General features: G+C 65.8%; 17 protein-coding genes and 1 pseudogene. 7 read left to right on the plus strand and 11 right to left on the minus strand.

The window, feature by feature from the left end; translation table 11 throughout:
* Window positions 1-3: 3 nt before the first annotated feature.
* From ACYVN4_RS26095 to ACYVN4_RS26130, 8 genes are all read right to left on the minus strand, one after another.
* Window positions 4-240 (minus strand): hypothetical protein, encoded by a 237-nt coding sequence (locus tag ACYVN4_RS26095; RefSeq protein ID WP_460724617.1) that lies wholly within the window; start codon window positions 238-240, stop codon window positions 4-6.
* Window positions 241-258: 18 nt separating this feature from the next.
* Window positions 259-1,134 (minus strand): replication-relaxation family protein, encoded by an 876-nt coding sequence (locus ACYVN4_RS26100; RefSeq protein ID WP_460724618.1) that lies wholly within the window; start codon window positions 1,132-1,134, stop codon window positions 259-261.
* Window positions 1,135-1,140: 6 nt separating this feature from the next.
* Window positions 1,141-2,673, minus strand: a complete 1,533-nt coding sequence (locus ACYVN4_RS26105; RefSeq protein ID WP_460724619.1) for a type IV secretory system conjugative DNA transfer family protein — start codon at window positions 2,671-2,673, stop codon at window positions 1,141-1,143.
* A complete protein-coding gene (locus ACYVN4_RS26110) occupies window positions 2,670-3,785 on the minus strand; it encodes a hypothetical protein (RefSeq protein WP_460724620.1) in 1,116 nt (371 codons plus the stop codon). Before ACYVN4_RS26110 ends, ACYVN4_RS26105 begins: the two co-directional genes overlap by 4 nt.
* Before the next feature lie 295 nt (window positions 3,786-4,080).
* Complete coding sequence (locus tag ACYVN4_RS26115; protein WP_460724621.1) at window positions 4,081-4,737, minus strand: hypothetical protein; 657 nt, start codon at window positions 4,735-4,737, stop codon at window positions 4,081-4,083.
* A 575-nt stretch (window positions 4,738-5,312) separates the two neighbouring features.
* A complete protein-coding gene (locus ACYVN4_RS26120) occupies window positions 5,313-5,507 on the minus strand; it encodes a hypothetical protein (protein ID WP_460724622.1) in 195 nt (64 codons plus the stop codon).
* Between the two features lie 67 nt (window positions 5,508-5,574).
* Window positions 5,575-6,135: a hypothetical protein gene (locus ACYVN4_RS26125; RefSeq protein ID WP_460724623.1), complete on the minus strand. Its 561-nt coding sequence runs from the start codon at window positions 6,133-6,135 to the stop codon at window positions 5,575-5,577.
* A 280-nt stretch (window positions 6,136-6,415) separates the two neighbouring features.
* Window positions 6,416-6,922, minus strand: coding sequence for a hypothetical protein (locus ACYVN4_RS26130; protein WP_460724624.1), 507 nt, complete (start codon window positions 6,920-6,922; stop codon window positions 6,416-6,418).
* A gap of 229 nt (window positions 6,923-7,151) precedes the next feature.
* On the opposite strand from ACYVN4_RS26130, the gene ACYVN4_RS26135 reads away from it, so the two are divergent.
* On the plus strand, window positions 7,152-8,489 hold the full coding sequence (locus tag ACYVN4_RS26135; protein ID WP_460724625.1) for a helix-turn-helix domain-containing protein: 1,338 nt from the start codon (window positions 7,152-7,154) through the stop codon (window positions 8,487-8,489).
* Window positions 8,486-9,067 (plus strand): GNAT family N-acetyltransferase, encoded by a 582-nt coding sequence (locus tag ACYVN4_RS26140; protein ID WP_460724626.1) that lies wholly within the window; start codon window positions 8,486-8,488, stop codon window positions 9,065-9,067. The genes ACYVN4_RS26135 and ACYVN4_RS26140 overlap by 4 nt, the downstream gene beginning before the upstream one ends.
* Window positions 9,068-9,592: 525 nt before the next feature.
* Here the strand turns inward: ACYVN4_RS26140 and ACYVN4_RS26145 are convergent.
* A pseudogene (locus tag ACYVN4_RS26145) lies at window positions 9,593-9,727 on the minus strand (transcriptional regulator); the annotation flags it as partial.
* Window positions 9,728-9,869: 142 nt separating this feature from the next.
* On the opposite strand from ACYVN4_RS26145, the gene ACYVN4_RS26150 reads away from it, so the two are divergent.
* From ACYVN4_RS26150 to ACYVN4_RS26160, 3 genes are read left to right on the plus strand one after another with little or no spacing between them, the layout of a single operon-like run.
* The gene (locus tag ACYVN4_RS26150; protein ID WP_460724627.1) at window positions 9,870-10,208 is read left to right on the plus strand and encodes an ArsR/SmtB family transcription factor; all 339 of its coding nucleotides are present in this window, start codon (window positions 9,870-9,872) and stop codon (window positions 10,206-10,208) included.
* A 3-nt stretch (window positions 10,209-10,211) separates the two neighbouring features.
* Window positions 10,212-10,916, plus strand: coding sequence for a dihydrofolate reductase family protein (locus ACYVN4_RS26155; protein ID WP_460724628.1), 705 nt, complete (start codon window positions 10,212-10,214; stop codon window positions 10,914-10,916).
* Between the two features lie 9 nt (window positions 10,917-10,925).
* Window positions 10,926-11,405: an SRPBCC domain-containing protein gene (locus ACYVN4_RS26160; protein ID WP_460724629.1), complete on the plus strand. Its 480-nt coding sequence runs from the start codon at window positions 10,926-10,928 to the stop codon at window positions 11,403-11,405.
* Between the two features lie 293 nt (window positions 11,406-11,698).
* Here ACYVN4_RS26160 and ACYVN4_RS26165 read toward each other — a convergent pair whose 3' ends face one another.
* Complete coding sequence (locus tag ACYVN4_RS26165; protein ID WP_460724630.1) at window positions 11,699-14,296, minus strand: WD40/YVTN/BNR-like repeat-containing protein; 2,598 nt, start codon at window positions 14,294-14,296, stop codon at window positions 11,699-11,701.
* Between the two features lie 367 nt (window positions 14,297-14,663).
* Here ACYVN4_RS26165 and ACYVN4_RS26170 point away from each other — a divergent pair, with 367 nt between their 5' ends.
* Window positions 14,664-15,368 (plus strand): hypothetical protein, encoded by a 705-nt coding sequence (locus tag ACYVN4_RS26170; RefSeq protein ID WP_460724631.1) that lies wholly within the window; start codon window positions 14,664-14,666, stop codon window positions 15,366-15,368.
* Between the two features lie 80 nt (window positions 15,369-15,448).
* Here the strand turns inward: ACYVN4_RS26170 and ACYVN4_RS26175 are convergent, their stop codons facing one another.
* Entirely contained in the window at window positions 15,449-15,781 is a 333-nt protein-coding gene (locus ACYVN4_RS26175) for an EthD family reductase (protein WP_460724632.1), read from the minus strand.
* A gap of 119 nt (window positions 15,782-15,900) precedes the next feature.
* Between ACYVN4_RS26175 and ACYVN4_RS26180 the strand changes: the two genes are divergently transcribed.
* Complete coding sequence (locus ACYVN4_RS26180) at window positions 15,901-16,803, plus strand: LysR family transcriptional regulator (protein ID WP_460724633.1); 903 nt, start codon at window positions 15,901-15,903, stop codon at window positions 16,801-16,803.
* The last annotated feature ends 27 nt before the right edge of the window (window positions 16,804-16,830 follow it).

Below are 16,830 nucleotides of genomic sequence, written 5' to 3' on the forward strand. Positions count from 1 at the left end.
GTTTCACGCGACCCTGGGCGGTCGCTCTCGCGGGTCGTCACCGTTGCGGGTGGCGGCCCGTCGTTCGTCGATGCCCGCAACGATGGCGGCGATCGCGGTGAGTTGGTCGCGTTCCAGCGGTTCCCAGGTGCGGGTGATCTGCCGCCAGTAGTCGATCAAGTCGTCATCGAAGGACAGTTGATCGGGTTCCGGATCGGGCTGGTGGTGGTTGCGCAGGGTTGGGGCGTCGTCGGCGGGCATGGTGGCTTCCTGGGGGTGTCAGGCGGCGTGGGTGGCGGCTGGCGGGGCGGGGAGGGTGGCGAGGCGCAGGCGGGCTGTATGCCCGGCGAGCCACCAAACTGGGGCGGCAGGGTTGTCGGTGGCAAGGTCGGCAACCGTGGTGGTGGCCACGGTGAGCCCGGCAAGGGCGGCGGGTTGCCGGTCGAGAAGCTGATGAAAATACCGTTGCCGTTTCGGTCCGGGGAGCACGAACAGAACGGGGATAGCTATTCCGCCGTCGCGGAGCTCGCGGTATCCCTGCAATTTATCGACAAGCCGGGAAAGGGTCTCGGTGCCGGTATCGTATTCCAGGAAGAAGCGAATGCTATTGCCATTCTCTTCCCATTCCCCGTAACCGTCCGGCCGGGCGATTGCGCTACACGATTGCGTGGCATCGCGTTCGTTCCACCATTCCCGCAATGTGCATTCGGAATTGCCGCGCGAATAGTGTCGGAGCGCTGTGAAGAATTCGTTGATCCCCAACAAATGGTCGAGTTGCGGATTCTGCGATAGCTTGAAAGCCTTTTGGTACACGGTGTGCGGGGTGGGAATGGGTCTGTCGGTGGCCGCAGCGCGGATCATCGCGCCGATCGGTCCGAGCGTGTAGCGGTACTCCTGCGAGCCGGGCCGAGGGCAGGCCCGGAACCGTGCGAGCACGCCGCGCCGCTCGAGCAAGGCAAGGCGCTTGCGGGCCGCGTTGCCGTTGGCCGGGTAGAACAACCGCGTGACCTGACCAGCGGTGAAAGCCTTATGGGCTGCGAGCAGAGCGAGCAACTCGAGGTCACGAGGGGTGAGTTGGCGTTGTTCGGCAAGCGCGTCCGCGATCGAAGGACCCCGCCGGGAGGCTATTACAGCCTGTCGGGGTTGCCGCGCCATCACAGTTCACCCCCCGCTAGCCTGGGGCGATGCCGGAGGCGGGGTGTCCCGTTCACTGTCGCGTTCTAGTTGGGAGGGTGAATGGGACAGTGAGTGGTCCAGTGAATGGGCGAGTGAAAAATGTTGCCCGCCCGCCTGATTCGATGAGAGCTTGCCGGTGGCGAGTTGGTGGCGGTTGGCCAGGGCTTGCCGGGCTGCCCGGGAGAGTCCCGTACGGGTGCGGGCAGCGGCCCGAAGTGCGTTGCCGCGTCCGGGAATCGGGTCCGGTAGCGGCAGTGCGGCCAGATCGAATGCCGCTGCGTCGGTGCCGTTGTTGATGATACGCGCGCTGATCCCGAAATTCGGGCGATGGGATAGATCGGTGTCATCGAAGATCGGCGTGAAATGCGCAGCGATTTTGGTGGCGTCGGCCGGTGACACTCGGAACACTATCTTGTTGCGGGCGTTGGCATCGACCGCGCCACGGATATCCGGCGGTAGTTGTCCCAAGTGTTGGTGGGCGAGTACCAGTGACACTCGGTATCCTCGCGATTCGGCTAATGCGTCATCGACACCGATGGGCAGATGAAGGAAGTTGTGGCATTCGTCCACGATGATCGTGGCGTCGGGCCGATCCTCGGGGGCCCTGTCGGCGCGCCGCGTGGTCGCCGACCATAACCCGGACAGCAATAGCGAGCCGATCAATACCGCGCCGTGCTCCCCCAGTTCGCCTTTCGGCAATCGGGCGATGAGAATTCCGCCGTCCAGAATTTCGGAGAGATCGACGGTAGAAGTCGGGGTAGCGAGTAGGTCGCGGGCGAATTGGTGGGACATGACCGGACGTAGTCGTGAGATCACCGGCCCATAGAGCTGCTGGCGTTGGACGGCGGTCAGTTCGTCGTAGCCCTCCCAGTAGCGTTCCAGCCCGCCGGGAGTGCCGTAGCGCCCGACCAGTCGGCGGGCGTAGCCGGGCTGCGTCAACAACGGAATGATGTCGGCCAGTGTGGATCCGGGGCGGCGGACCAAGGTCAGACATGCCGCGCGGAACAACTCGTCCATACGCGGCCCCCACGCTTGGGCGTAGACCCGCCGGAACGTGCCAGTGATCGTTTCGGCGGTGTACTCGCGTGCTTGCACAGTGTCGGCACCGATCGGTGTCAGCACGTTCCACACCGGGGGCGCGTCGTGCTCGGCGGGGTCGAAGATGACCAGGCGATCGGCGCAGTCGGCGGGCAACCGCTCGAGGACGTTGCGGGCCAGATCGCCTTGACAGTCCAGCAGCACCACGCCTCGTCCGGCTGCCGCTTCGGCCAGGGTCAGGTTCGCCAGCCACGTCGATTTCCCGGCCCCAGTGATGCCGGGGACGTGGATGTGGTGGCGGGCGTCGGGCACCCGCAGCCCGATCACTTCCCCGCGGCTGACACCGAGGGGTTTGGGGTGGCCGCGGCGCGGGTCGCCGGCCGCGGTCAACCGCAATCGGCCGGCGGTGGGAGCCTCGGCGGGTGAGTAGTTGCCGTTCGGATCGCTGTCATCGGTGCTGGGGGCGGGGGTGGCGTTCATGACTGGGGCTCCTGGTCGTCGTTGCGGGCGATGTCGCGGTGTGGGCGGCGTGAGCGGGCCGGGTTGGTGTCGATGCCGTAGGTGGCCGAACCAGTGGGCAAGTGCCACAGCGCGCCGAATTCGGCCACGGTGACCACGAACCCCGTTCCGGGGCGGCGTAGCGCGACCTTGTGCGCCGGGCGGCGTACGCGGCGAGTGATCAAGCCGTCGCCATCGGTGGCCACCGCGTCGTACCCATCGGCGATCAACCGGGCTTCGTGGCGCAGGTAGCGGGCCGGGACCCGACCCGAGACCGCGACCCGGACCGTGACCCGCAGGTGCGGCCCGGATGCCTTCTTGGCCACCACGTTTCGATAGCGCACCGCCGCCACCGGGTCCACCGGCACAGTCGCGGCGGGGCGCGGGGAAGGGGACGCACCGCCGCGCATGGCCTCGCGCAGGACGTCCTGGAGGAACGCCAACACCGCGTCGAGTGCCCGCAGGGCGGGGCGGCCGGTGCCGGTACCACGGTGTGCCGCAACGATTATCGTGACGCTGGCGACCTCACCCGGGCCGCGTTCGGCCAGCACCGTCAGCACCTGCCCCAACGGATCGACCAAATCCGCGCCCGCCCGGCCCCATCCTGAGGAGGGGGCGACAACCGGTGACCACTCGCCGCCGCGCGGGAGCACTTCCCGCGCGGCCAGCCCGCCCGTGCCCTCGATCAGGCTCGGCGGCGCGGTCACCGTTGCTTGCGCGCCCGGCCACGCGCCGATTACCGCAGTGATCACCGTCCGGGCGGTAAGGGCGGGAGGTACCCACAACCCGACCTGTGTCCCGGCGTCGGTGGCCACGAACTCACACGCCACGCACCGCGCCCACAGGGCGTGGCGGTGGGTGCGGCGACACAGTCCGGCCAGCGACCGCGCGAATCGTTCGCCTGCGTCGGCGGGCCAGCGGGCGGGCGGGGTGATCGCCACCCACACCGCCCGCTCGGCTTCCTTCCTCCGCAACCGGTTCCGCGACAACCAGCACAACCACGTCACCGCGCACACGACCCACACCACCAGCCATTGCCGCGCTGGTACCGAACGGACGAACCAAGCAATCATGCCGATCAGATGCGTGATCACGACGCATCACCTCCCATCACCGATAGGCGGCCCGGCACGTTCACCGAGCCTTTTGGGCCTTTGGAGTGAGAGAGGTGCACCAGCGGAGCCCATGTGACAGTTGGCGAGGAAATTCGAGTGGCATTCATTCCCGTCCGATTCCGGCGCAGGCCCGTAGGTGTGTCACCGCTGAGTGAATGATCAGTGCGGACAGTCATGGCTTTTCCTGTCGTCGTGGGGGAATCGAGGGGCGAGCCGATCGGGCGGGGTGCGCACCCACGCCGTGGGTTCACACCCGGCACCGGTGCGCGGGTTGCTAGGCCGCCTCGGGAAATGCGGTCAGCGGCGTCACGTACACCGCGTCGCCGCCGTGGGAGGCGCGATCACGCTCGCTGTAGGCGTGGCCTGCACAGACCGGCAGTCCCTCGGACTCGCCGGGCTCGCCGACTAGCACTGCAACCGCGGGCCGCTGGCAGTGCCGCAGCCGGGCGAACGTGGATTCGAGGGTGAAGTCGTGGCCGGGCATTGTGCACCGCCAGCGGCCCGCGATCACGCCGTGTTCGAGGAGGTCACCGTGGTCGGGGCAGCCCGTCCACGGCATCTCGCACCCACCCGTGACCGCGTCCAGGTGCTCGGCGCGCAAATGGGTCCACAGCTGCAACCGCAAGCGGTCCCGGTCGCCCGAGGCCAGCAGTTCGGCCAACTCCGGGGGCAGGGTGGGCTGTTCATCGTCGAGCAGGTCGCGGAGGCGTTGTTCGGCCACGTCCAGCCACGGAGCGTCCAGGTTGGGCACCAGCGCGCGTGAGCCGCCGACGCGGTCGGCGACGAATCGGGCGTTTCTGGGTCGGCGCGACCGTTCCGCCGCTGCCGCGAGCCGGTCGACGGCACCGCCGGTGACCGGCCCGATACCGTGGACCGGGGCAATATCGTCATCGTCGTGGTTACTGGGGTTGGGGTTCGGGGAGGCGTTCATGTCGATTCCTTCGGTTAGTTCGAACAGATGAATGGGCGAGTGAATGGGTGAGGTCGTCGCTCACCCAGTACTGCCAGGGACCGGGCCGAAAATTGCGGTCGGCTCCCGATTTCTTGTGATCACGGACTCCTCAGTCGGATGAGCGGGCGAGTGAATGGGTGGGCTGGGTTGTTCACCCTGTACTGGCAAGCGCGGGGCCGAAAATCCTGGTGGACCGCCAAACTTTTTGTATTTTTTTGTCGCGGGCTCCGCTCGCCGGTTCGGTGCGCGGTGCGTGTGCTTCGCGGGTGGGCAGTTGCCTTCACACCCTCGATTTGCGACATTCACGGCCCAGGAATGGCCGCAATGGTCGATCACCTCCCTCCGGTCGCGAAGTTGCGTTCTTTGCCCTCACGCCCGCAGTAACGGCCTCAACGGCGTCTGTTTCGACACTGCACAGCAAAATTCGCTCCCGACCAGCAGGGCGGCCAGAGCACGAGCAGACAACCGCACGCACGAATAGGGGCACCTGTGCAAGACAGGTGCCCCTACGGGGATGGTGCTGTGGCTTGGGCTGCTGGGAGAACGGCCGGGGCTTATGCGCGGTGTCGCCCGTGGAGGCGGTGCAGGTTGGCGACCGGGACGCGATGAAAGCTGCGGCCCTCGGCGTTCAGCAACGATTCGTACGGCCGCGCGGGCGGCGGCGGGTCGTCGCTGACGCCCCACCCCACGGCCACCACGACACCCACGCACGACAGCACCAACGCAGCGAACTCGATCAGCAAGGACACGACAACCCCCGAGTCTGCAAATTCGGTCGTAATCGATTGGTTCACAACATGTTTGAAATGCGACGGGTCATGAGATCGCCGTGTTCACGTTCGTCGGGTCGGGTGACGGTTCACGGATATCGCCCCCGTCGCCCCAGTTCTTGCACCACGGGCACCACGGCCGTAACCGATGATGGGTCCGGATCGAGACTGCGAGCCCGATCGCCCACGCCTCCCCCGGCGCGGAGGTGATGCCCGAACACCACGACGGCACATACGGCACCGCCAACAGCGGGGCCAGGAACACCACCAGCAGTACCGGGACCGCCGCCCGGTGCCGGGCGAAGTGCTGGAACCGCAGCAGCCACCGTCGCCGTTTCGCTTGTGCGGACGCGTCGGTGGGGACCTCGGCCATACAGGTCGGGCACAGCCGGGTGAACTCGACATGCAGCATCGCGACCGTCGCGGCGATGTCGAACGCGATCACGATCACCAGCACCGGAACCGTCAGCCACCACGGGTCGAGGAACCAGCCGAGGACGCACGCGAGCCCGTACGCAGCCAGCGCGTACCCGGACCGGTGGGTGATCCAGGTCAAGGCACGACCGGTCCGGTTGGAATCGTCATTGAACGCACCCAGAAAATTCACTCGACGCCCCCAGCCTCGAGACGGGACGCCAAATCAACAGCCATCACAAGATTTCCTCATCAGGTGTAGATGCGGGAGTGGCCCTAACCCGTCTCCGGTGGGCTAGGACCCGTCCCTTTGGATGCGAAAACCCCCGGCACGGTTGCGGTTGGCCGAGGGTCCATCGCGAAATGCGTTGTGGAACAACGCTATCGAATTGTCCTGAAGCGCTACGTCGATCAACCACCCCCTCTCAAGGTTCCGAGCATCAGAATGGCTTCAGCGGGTCGGTCCGCCGCGCCTACGCGCCATCCGCTCGAGCGGGCGGGAGATCTCGAAGCGGCGGCATCATGCGCCGGGCGTAGGTCTCTTCTGGGGTCACGGTGATCACGTCGAGTTGGGCCACCAGCGTCCCCGGTATCTCCCCGCCCTCGAAGTGCTCGGGGCTGGGCACGATGACAGCCTCGGCGTCCAAGCGGGTCGCTTGCGCCTTCAGTCGCGCCAACGGGGGCCGCCCGAAACGGGGATCGTAGACCACCATGTCCGCGAAGTCGTAGCCCAAACGTGTGGCTAGCTTGCGGATCTGGCTCTGGTCCCACAGTTGCGCCACCCCAGACACGTCGATCCGGAGATAGCCCAAACACGTTGGCTTGTAACGCATTACAGCCCCTCTATCGTCATGTCCGTCGAGTGCGTAGAAGTCTTGGAACTGGAGATAGAACCCGTCGTAGTCTTCGGAATCGTCTCCGCTGGCCTGGAGTTCGAACACGCCTCCGGGGAACTCGTAGAGCCGCGTGCGCCGGTTCATGTCGCCTCTGTCCCTCGTTGGTGCAGCAGCCCCGGGCCGAGCAGCCGGAGAAACCGAAAGGTCTCAAATGCCGGGTAGATCCGAAACATCAACCCAGCAAACGGGGGTTTTGCCTCGGCCCGGGGGTTGATCTGAGCCTGCGCGCAACGATCGGGGAACTTCCAGAGAAGAAAGCGGAAGAATAAGGGTAGTTTCGCGCCCGTACCGTCCCACCGACCCGGAGAGCCTCATGGTCGATATCGACTGGACACCAGATCAACTCGAAGCGCTTCGCGCGGCGCTGCGGATGAACAAGGCGGAGTTCTGCAAGCGAATTGGGGTTACTGCGCGGGCGCATCGGGATTGGCTGACGGGACAGACCCAGAACATGCGCGAGGCCAACCGCCGACAGTTGTTCGAGGTTCTCGCCGATGCCGAGCCCGAGCAACGGGCGCGGTTCTGGGAGTTGGTTCGCAAAGGGACGACCGACACAGGCACCGATGGGCAAGCCACGGAAGGTGTTGCCAGCAACGCAAATTCCGGCGGTGACGAGCTCGGGCTGTATTCCTGGGAGGTCGGCGAGGACGACGTGAGAAGACGAGACTTCGGCAAGGCGGCTCTAGTAGGTTCGGCGATCGTGCTGCTAGGGGCGAAACCTGGTCAGATCGGCATGTCCGATGTGACCAGGTTGCGTGAGGGGGTAGTGGCCCTGGAATCGGAGGACCAACGTCTTGGCGGTGGGCGTCTGGTGGATTTCGCGGTTACGGAGTTGGCCAAGGCCAAACACTGGCGCGAGATCGGCACCTATGACGCCGCCGTTGGTGACGCATTCACGATCGCTACAGGGGAATTGGCGGTCATGGTCGGATGGCTGGCCTATGACGCCGACCGTCAGGCACTCGCGCGACGCTGCTATGCCGATGCTATGGCTCTCGGGTGCGAGGCTAACGATCCCGATCTCATTGCACGCACCTGCTTGATCGGTGGCGGCCAACTGCTCGGGCTCGCGCGGCGCGGCAAGGCACGGCCACAGGTCGCGCTGAAACTCGCGACCCGCGCCCGGGACCTCATGCGTGGCACGCCGCCGGGTCGAATTCACGCTCTCATCGCTGTACGCGAGGCGCAGGCGTACGGACTCCTGTGTGAGCGTTCGGCATTCGAGCGGGCTATCGCCACCGCGTGGCGGGAGATGGACCAGGCGTCAAGTTTCGAGCCACTCGACGAGTGCCCGCGCTGGCTCTGGGCTGTCACCCCGGCCGAGATCGCCGCGCACGAGGCGCGAGGCCGTGCCGAGTTCGAGGAGTACGACCGCGCGATAGCGCTGTTCGACTCCGTCGCCGACGTCGAGCGCTTTCCGCGAAACGTGATCAACATAGCCGCCTGGCGAGCCGTCATACGGGCGCGCGCGGGTGACCTTCACGGGGCCGTTTCCGAGGCCGTGCCCGTTCTCGACACGCTGACCGGTCTGACGTCGATTCGCACTCTGCGTAACCTGGAGCCCATCCGTGCGTCCGTCGATGAGAAGCCGGTCGGCGGCGAGTTTTCCGACAAGTTCGACGCCCTCCTGACGAAAGCAACCACAGCATGACTACCCTGCCCGTCGGCCTGGAATTCGAGCACTACGACAAGGCTCAGGCGCGCGAACTGCGCGCCGTCGTCGAAGAGATCTACCGCCAGTCGTACGTCGAAGCCATCGCGTCCGGCGACACGTTCGACGAGCCCGAGGCGTTCATGGCCCGGTTCGATGCGTACACCAACCCCGCCCAAATGTCGCGGCTCGAGCTGGTTATCGCGCGAATCGATGGCGCACCGGTCGGCCAGACTTGGGGCTGGCCACTTCGCCCCAACGCCGCGTGGTGGGGCAATCTCGAACTCGACGATCCGGACGCCGACCGCGCCGAGTTCATCGCCGAAACCGGTAGGCGCACATTCGCACTCAGCGAACTCATGGTTTGCGCCGAGTACCAAGGTCACGGAATCGCGCGTGCCCTCCACGATGACTTGCTCGACCGCCGTCCTGAGGAACGTGCGACATTGCTTGTCGAGCCGGACAACTCGCGCGCTTATGCAAAGTACGTCAAATGGGGATGGCGTCGAGTGGGCACCCTGCGCCCGCGATGGCCCGAGGCTCCACGTCTCGACGTCTTGATTCGCGACCTGGGGTGAGACATCACCGGATACCCCATAGCCTGGCCAGAGGGGGTGTCATGGCCTCGCGCCGCTCGTGCGAGGAAGGACCGTCGCGTGCCTGCGCGGACTGGTACCGAAGCCCTGGACTTGGCAGGCGCTTTGAGCGTCGTTCAGTCTTTCGGGTGGCGGTCGGCGCGGTGCGATAAGCGCTCGGTGAATGTGTCCGTCCACGCTGCGGACTCCGATTCTTCGGCAGATCGGGACGTGTGCCTTCCAGCGCCCAGGCTGCCTGCGCGTCCGCCTTGCTTTGCCCCGCCTGGCCGGGATTGCATCGCGAGTATCCGCACCCCCCAGGACACGTACGCCTCCACCGTCATCCCCGCACACTCGGCGGCATCGTTCAACGTGAGCCAGTCTTCCTCGCCCACCGTCAACACAATGTCCCTGCTCGCCATACCGGACAACGGTAGTCCCCTCGGCCTGCCGTCACCTGGTAGCAGCGACCATGGCGTTTGATTGCCGCGTTTCCGCAGGTCAGCTAGTATCAACTAATTAGGTGTCGATCGAAGCCAGCAACGCCACCTCCTCCCGCCGCAACCCCGCCACCCGCCGCGGATTCCCCACCGCAGGCAAGCCCACCTCCTCCGGCGAAACCCCCGCTCGCTTGGCCTTCAAAAACTCCCCGAGCTCACTCACACTCCCAGTCTGACACCGCCTTCCACCGCGTTCCTGGTGCTCCCATCCCCAGGAACGCCGTCTCCACCCGCCTGGACCACCCCTTCTGGCAGCGACCTCGAACCTGTTGACGGATCCCTCCACCGCCGTGATACTTAGGTCTGTGCCTAAGTATCACGGCGAACTCGATGCGGTGCTCCGCGCTCTTGCAGATCCGACGCGCCGATCCATCGTCGAGCGGTTGGCGAAGTCGCCGGCCGTCGTTTCCGAGCTGGCGGCACCGTTCTCGATGGCGTTGCCGTCGTTGATGCAGCATCTGCGCGTCCTCGAGAGCGCCGGGCTGGTGACGTCGCACAAGCTCGGACGCGTTCGCACTGTGAGCCTGCGACCGGGCGCACTCGATGTCCTGCATCTGTGGCTCGGCGAATTACGAACCCCCGCAGAACAGCAAGCCGACCGGCTCGGAATCCACCTGACCCGCACCACCTCCAAGGAGACCTGAAATATGACCCGCGTTCGCATCAACCTGTTCGTCTCACTGGACGGCTTCACCTCGGCGACCGACAACTCCCCCGACAATCCGATGGGCGAGGACTGGGGGCGTCTCGCGGCGGGCCACATAGCGACCCGCACATTCCGCGAGCGAGTGTTCGGCGATACCAGCGGCGCTGGCACAACCGGCGTCGACGATCGCTACACCGCCGCGTTCTTCGAGGGAGTCGGAGCCGAGATCATGGGCGCGGGAATGTTCGGGCTGCACGCGTTTCCCGGCGACCCGGAATGGAAGGGCTGGTGGGGTGATCGGCCCCCGTTCGGCACGCCGGTCTACGTCCTCACCAACACACTGCGACGCCAAGATTGGTCGAAACCGGCCCCTCCGGGTGGATACCCGTACCAGGTGGTCGCGCGGCCATCGATCCCAATGGAGGGCGGAACGACATTCCACTTCCGAAGCGGCGCAATCGAAGACGTCCTCGCCGAGGCGACCGATGCCGCGCGCGGTCTGGACGTGCGCATCGGTGGTGGCGTCGGCACCGCGCGCGCCTTCCTGCGCGCCGGCCTGGTCGACGACCTGCACCTCATGGTCGCGCCGATCATCCTCGGCCGCGGAACGGGACTGTGGGACGATCTCGGCGGTCTCGACCTCACCCACAAGGTGACGTCAGAAGTGGGCGAGAGCGGCACGATTCACGTCACCTTCACCCGATAGGACGGGCACATGACCACCGAACGCCGACTCGCCCGCGCCGAGTTCACCCTGACCCGCAACTACCCAGTTCCCGTCGAGCGCGTCTGGGGCGCGTTCGCCGAAGAGCAACAAAAGCTGGCCTGGTGGGGCGCGGACTGCAGCATGGAACGCGGCGCCTGGGCCTTCGACTTCCGTATCGGCGGCCGCGATATCGCCGAGGGCAAGTTCCACAACGGTCCAGTGTCGCGGTACGAGGCCACCTACACCGACATCGTCGAGCACATCCGCATCGTCACGACCTACGACATGTGGATCGACGGCGCTCACATGTCAACATCGGTGGCCTCTCTGGAATTCGACCCCAGCACGGAGGGCACCCAATTCACCCACACCGAACACGGCGTCTTCTTCGACCAGTTCTGGGCCGACGGCCCGAACCGCGAGCAAGGCACCCAAGGACTGCTCGACGCTTTAGGCAACTACCTTCAACGCCCGGGAATCCTTGGATGACACAGGTTTTGGAGCTGTTGTTGATGAACCGGGTTTCCTCCGACTAGGGTGCGCGCATCGCGCCAGCCCCGAGACCGGCCCGGTGAACGGCCTCCAGGTCTGGCAGGTGGCGCAATCTGATGTAGTGCAGCGCATTCCGTGCGTCTGAAGACTCCGGGGAGGATGTTGGGATGACGGCAGCATTGGTGGCGGCGGTGGCTGCCACACAGCGCGTATCGGTATCGGTCGGGCAAGCCCACGAGTTCCCCGGTACTGGCCGCGCCGTTGCGTAAGTCTCTAGCTGGGTGACACGGTCAGTTGAAGACGGTCATATCGACGTGTGCGCGGTCGGGCCATGATTCGTCGATGACTAGGTCCTCGATGATGTTCCGACTGGCGCCGGCGGCGATGTGGACGGTGCCCGACTTGTGGTCCTGCTCCGATTCGTCGAGTTCGTCTTTGGGGTAGAGCACGATGTCGTAGATGAGGTCGATGGAATCGTCTGTGTACCACTGGATATTGAAGTTGATGATCACACATACTTCGTCGAGGTCGTCTTGTGTGAAGGAGAAGAACGCCCACGGATCGTCGGCCCCGAGTTTCACGGTATTACCGAAATGAGGGTCCGCGGTGGTGTCGCTGAAGACACCCCGGTCCACCATGTCCGTGTGGCCCTGCACCCGGACCGTGTGCCGATATCCATCGGTGCCGTTGAGCTGTCGACGCCACACCGACCAGCCCTCGGTCGCGGCACAAAGGAAATGGGCTCCGCTGGGATCGCGGACGAAGACCAGATCACGGATGCGCGGCGCGGCGGGCAAACCTGCCGAGATGTCGTCCCAGTTCAGGCCGCTGTCGCGGGTGACGAAGACCTGGGTCGCCGTCGCGACGAACACTGCTTCCGGATACCCGGTCGTGTCGGTCGCCAGGCCGACGAAATCACCTGGAGCGGTAGGCGGACCCGGCAACTGTGTCCAGGTCGACTCCCGAAAGACCCACAGCTGCTGTCCCGCGGCGATCGCGAACGCGTAGTACCGCGTGTGCACCACCAGACGGGCGATGGTGCCGGGCAACGGTTTCGGCGTGGTGTCGTGCACATGCCAGCTGTCGGGCATCAGCTGCAGCAGCCGCCCGGTGCTGGTGCCGACGATGATGCCGTCGCCATCTCCGGAACCGATCGCCGTCGCGAATTCCGCCCCCGGCCCGACTCCGTGACGCCACAGGCCCAGGGTCGCGAGGCGCTTCCAATAGGGGTTCGGCGCGCCGGCGAACATCCCGTACAACGTCTGGTCCTTCACCGCGACCGCGACAAGCAGTTCGGCACTGCTGTTCGCCCAGCTCGGTGCGGTGACGGCGGCGAGCACGTCGGGCGACCCGAGGCCGTCGGCGACACCGTCCAGCGGGACCACGCCGTCGGACAGCGGCTGCGTGGGAAAGATCGAGAGGTTGGTGAATGTGCCGGACGGCCGATCGAACCACGCTTCGCGCACGCGATTGCCGAACTCCACGTTGTTCTGGTCGACCGTCGAGAAGTCGCGGTAGAGCAGATTCCCGTCGTGTAGCAGCGCCACCTGTTCGCCGTCGCCCTCGTCCAACGGCCGCCACGGTTGGTCCGCCGGGTACAACGAGATGTAGGCATCCCCGTTGTCCTGCAGGCTCATTGCCATGACGCCCGCGGTCCCGCCGCGCGCTGTCAGGAACCCGCGTTCGGTGGTCTGGTGGTTGCGGTCCACGCAGCGGGCCTCGAGGTTCGGTAGTTTCCGATTCGTCAGGGAGGAGTGGGTTGCTCCCAGGTCCGTCGTCACGGCCATGCCGCCGTCGCTGCAGATGAACAGGGTGCGCTCGTTGGGATCGAGGTCGTCGAACTCGACCGCGTGTACGCCTGTGTGCAGGTGCGGTGTGGTGCCGGGGATCATCGTCCACGCTTCGCCGCCGTTTTCGGAGACGAAATAGCCGTTGTGCCAACCGACGACGACCACATCGTGGCTCGCTCCCACGGCAATGCAGTTGTTGCGGGCCTGCTGATCGCCGGGTGTATTGGTCGTCGGGTAGCCGAACAACGGCGAATGGTGCAGCACGTTGTTACCGGTCGCCGCCCATGATCGACCACCGTCGCCGGACCGCAATACCTGGTAGATGCTGTCGCGCGTGCCGTGGTATTCCCCGGCGACGGCGTACATCATGACGCGATCGGTCGGGCAGCTCGCGATGGAGGTGCGCATGAACATCTGGTTGTCGGTATTACCTAGGTATTTGGCCTCGCTGAAGACGAGTGGGCCGGTGAGACTCTGCCATTCGCCCACGAACAGTCCGCCGCGCGGTGGCACGTCCTGCGGAGTGCCCCAGGCCGCGGCCACCACTGTCCGTTGGGGTCCGAGCGCGATGCCGCTGAACGGGCCGACGGTCAGATTGAGGGCGGTGTCGAAGGTGTAGGCGCTGCCGGCGATCGGAATCTCGGCCCAGTAGACCCCGGTCTGACACGCAAGCACGATGGTGTTCGGTTCGGGCACGATCACCAGGTCGTAGATGACGCCGGTATTCAATGGCGTGCCCGTCGCATCCACGATCGGAATTTCGCGCCACGCGAAGAGCGGCATGCTGTCGGTCGTGTCGGTTTCCCATAGCGCGTCCCCGGCGGCGAACACGTGCCGAGACCCATGCACGCCGCGCCGGATCACGTTGAGCCCCGGCCGATCCCAGGTGGTGCTCAACGGGATGGCGTCGCCACCGTCGAGTTCGACCAGCCAGACACCGCTGTACTGGGCGGCAGCCAGGATCACCGGAACCGGCTCTTCGTCCAGCCGCACGACGCTGTTCAGCTGACCAGCAGCGAAAGAGATGTCGGGATCATTGAGTTCGGTGCCGGTGGCCAGGACTCCCCAGAAGCTCGCCGGATGCCAGACGTTACCCATCGCGTACCCCCGTAACGCAGCGGAATGAGCACTCTCAGTACAGCACTGTCGACGCCTTCTTGGTGCGGAAACGGCAGCTCGTCGCCGCGCTCAGTTGCGCGGAAGCCGGTCGACCAGATAGTCGACGGCGCTGGGATTGGACAAGCTGATCTGCCGAGGCCTCCAAAGATCAACCGGCTGTGGTGATCTGAGACTGACCACAGCACCATTCGGCGGAATCCGGTGTGTGAGTCACTGATAGGCGAGCGCGACCATTCGGCTGGCTGGTGTATCCGTTCTTCGTACGGGTTTCGTGGCGTTGTTGACGGTGATACTCACGGTGACCCGGTGTGGGTTCGGCCCGGCGAATCCCGGGTAGGGACCGCTGTTGGTAGCGGCGCTGATCGCCGGGGTCGTGCCAAACTGGAGTCTGCACAGCGGCGAATTGCTCACGTACACAAAGGTTCGGGGCGGGTCGATCACTGGCGAAGGACGGGCGAAGGCGATCGGCATGACGGAGTTGCGCACTGCGCGGATTCGAGACTGGGCGGACACATCGGGTTGGCGCTTCGAGGAGCGGCCGCGAGTGGGTTGGACCCGTCGGCTGCCGGGCCGCAACCAACGCGGGGTCGGCCTGGCGGTGACCGGATGGCTGAGCGGGCGCCTGCTGGCCGTGGCGGAATATTCGTATTGGACGACTGCCACCGTCGGCAATGTTCCGGTCCCCAAGCGGAAGCGCTACCTCGCCGCAGTGGCTTTGTTGAATCGGCCGTATCCGCGGTTGGCCGTGCTGCCGCGCGGACCGCTGTCGAAAGTCGGGCGAAAACTCCTGGGAGACGATCCCTTCGCGACCGGAAATGCCGAGTTCGACGCCCGTTTCCGGGTCGCAGCGGCCGTGCCCGAGGACGCTAGGGTCACACTGAACCCGGCGCTCGTGGCTGCACACGCGGCCGGTGCGATTCCCGCCTGGAGCGTGGTCGATCATGAATTGCTCACGTACACACCGATTTCGGGCAAACTGCGAGATCCCCGGCTGATTCAGCAGTTCGCGGGGCAGCTCGTGCGCGTCGCCGATCTGCTCGACAGGAACTGAATCACGTTTGGCCGGAACGGACTCGACCGCGGGCTCGATGGTGAACGGCCTCCTCGACGGATTCCTCGCCGAGACCGGCCTCACCCTCGACCCGTAACTCCACGGTCGGTGGCGTCTTGGACCGGATAGTCGATGACGACTACGCCGCCGGTGGCGTAGTTGGCGACGTCGGCGGAGACTCGCTTGCCTTGTTCCGAGGACTGGGCTGCGGCCAGGGCGGCGGCGTCGGCGAAGTCGGCTTCGAAGACCGCGAAATACGGGGGTTCTCCCGTGGGTGCGGCCACGTCGAAGCTGTAGCGGCAGGCGAGTAGGCCGGGCCAATTCAGGACCAGTGGGATGTGGGTGTTCACGTAGTAGTCGCGGAAGTGGTCGGGGTCGGTGGGCTGGGGGTAGAGGACCAGCAGCTTATGCATGGGGATCTCCGTTCGGTTGAAATGTCGTATCCGCAGGTTAGGGCGTGATGTGGGGTCGGGGGAAAGATCAACACGGGATAGAGTCGGAACGGATCGTTATTAGTTGGTGGGGAGGGGATGTGGCGCCGGATACGGTGAGCCTGCGGTACTTTCTGGTGCTGGCGCAGGAGTTGAACTTCACCCGGGCGGCCGCACGGATCGGGATCGCGCAGCCCGCACTCAGTGCCCGGATGCGCCGGTTGGAGGCGGAGCTCGGGACGGCCTTGCTGGTTCGCAACACGCGCAGTGTCGTATTGACAACGGCCGGTGCGGCTTTGGCGGAGTCCGCGCCGCCGGCGCTCGCGGCGCTGGACCGGGCCTGGGAGACCGCTCGGCGGGCCGGGGCCGGTGAACTGGGCGCCTTCCGCATCGGATACAGCCTCAGCACCGGGGCCGAGACAGCACCGGCGCTGGTGGACAAGCTGATCCGCAGCTGTCCCGGACTCGAGGTCAGCGCGGTCCCGATGACGACACCCGAGATCTCCCCCGCGGTCGCCGACGGCCGCATCGACGCCGGAATCACCCGCGGTGCGCAGCCTGGTCGTGGGGTGCGCCGGTACCTGCTGCGGCGTGAGCGCATCGGGGTCCAGCTGGCGGAGCACCATCCGCTGGCCGAACACCCGGAGATCGAGGCCGCCGACGCCGCCGCGTATCCGCTGCGACTCCCGGACCGTGCGGCAAACTCCGTGATCCACGACCTGTTGTCCACACCGTTCCGGGACATTCGACCACGCCCCCGATTCCACACGCCCGCAATCTCTTTCGATATGTCCCAGCGCGACCTGCGCGACGGACTCACCCTCGCTCCGGCCGGAGAATCCGCGCTCACCCTCGCCCCCGCCGGTCTCACCTGGCGACCCCTGCGTGGCGCGCCCAGCCAGACGTTCCATCTGGTTCTCCCGAGCGTGCAATCACCACTGCACGGCCGCGTCCGTGCCGTCGCCAAAACGCTGGCACGCGAGCTGAACTGGCTGCCGGACTGACAACGTCGACTGGCCGCCCGGGCAGGG

This window comes from Nocardia heshunensis (assembly GCF_054782115.1).

Bases quoted from the DNA above. Each gene is read 5' to 3' on its own strand.
- ACYVN4_RS26100 (WP_460724618.1), bottom strand. From the start codon at position 1,134: ATGGCGCGGCAACCCCGACAGGCTGTAATAGCCTCCCGGCGGGGTCCT.
- ACYVN4_RS26095 (WP_460724617.1), bottom strand. From the start codon at position 240: ATGCCCGCCGACGACGCCCCAACCCTGCGCAACCACCACCAGCCCGAT.
- ACYVN4_RS26165 (WP_460724630.1), bottom strand. From the start codon at position 14,296: ATGGGTAACGTCTGGCATCCGGCGAGCTTCTGGGGAGTCCTGGCCACC.
- ACYVN4_RS26175 (WP_460724632.1), bottom strand. From the start codon at position 15,781: ATGCATAAGCTGCTGGTCCTCTACCCCCAGCCCACCGACCCCGACCAC.
- ACYVN4_RS26115 (WP_460724621.1), bottom strand. From the start codon at position 4,737: ATGAACGCCTCCCCGAACCCCAACCCCAGTAACCACGACGATGACGAT.
- ACYVN4_RS26155 (WP_460724628.1), top strand. From the start codon at position 10,212: ATGACCCGCGTTCGCATCAACCTGTTCGTCTCACTGGACGGCTTCACC.
- ACYVN4_RS26140 (WP_460724626.1), top strand. From the start codon at position 8,486: ATGACTACCCTGCCCGTCGGCCTGGAATTCGAGCACTACGACAAGGCT.
- ACYVN4_RS26130 (WP_460724624.1), bottom strand. From the start codon at position 6,922: ATGAACCGGCGCACGCGGCTCTACGAGTTCCCCGGAGGCGTGTTCGAA.
- ACYVN4_RS26105 (WP_460724619.1), bottom strand. From the start codon at position 2,673: ATGAACGCCACCCCCGCCCCCAGCACCGATGACAGCGATCCGAACGGC.
- ACYVN4_RS26160 (WP_460724629.1), top strand. From the start codon at position 10,926: ATGACCACCGAACGCCGACTCGCCCGCGCCGAGTTCACCCTGACCCGC.
- ACYVN4_RS26135 (WP_460724625.1), top strand. From the start codon at position 7,152: ATGGTCGATATCGACTGGACACCAGATCAACTCGAAGCGCTTCGCGCG.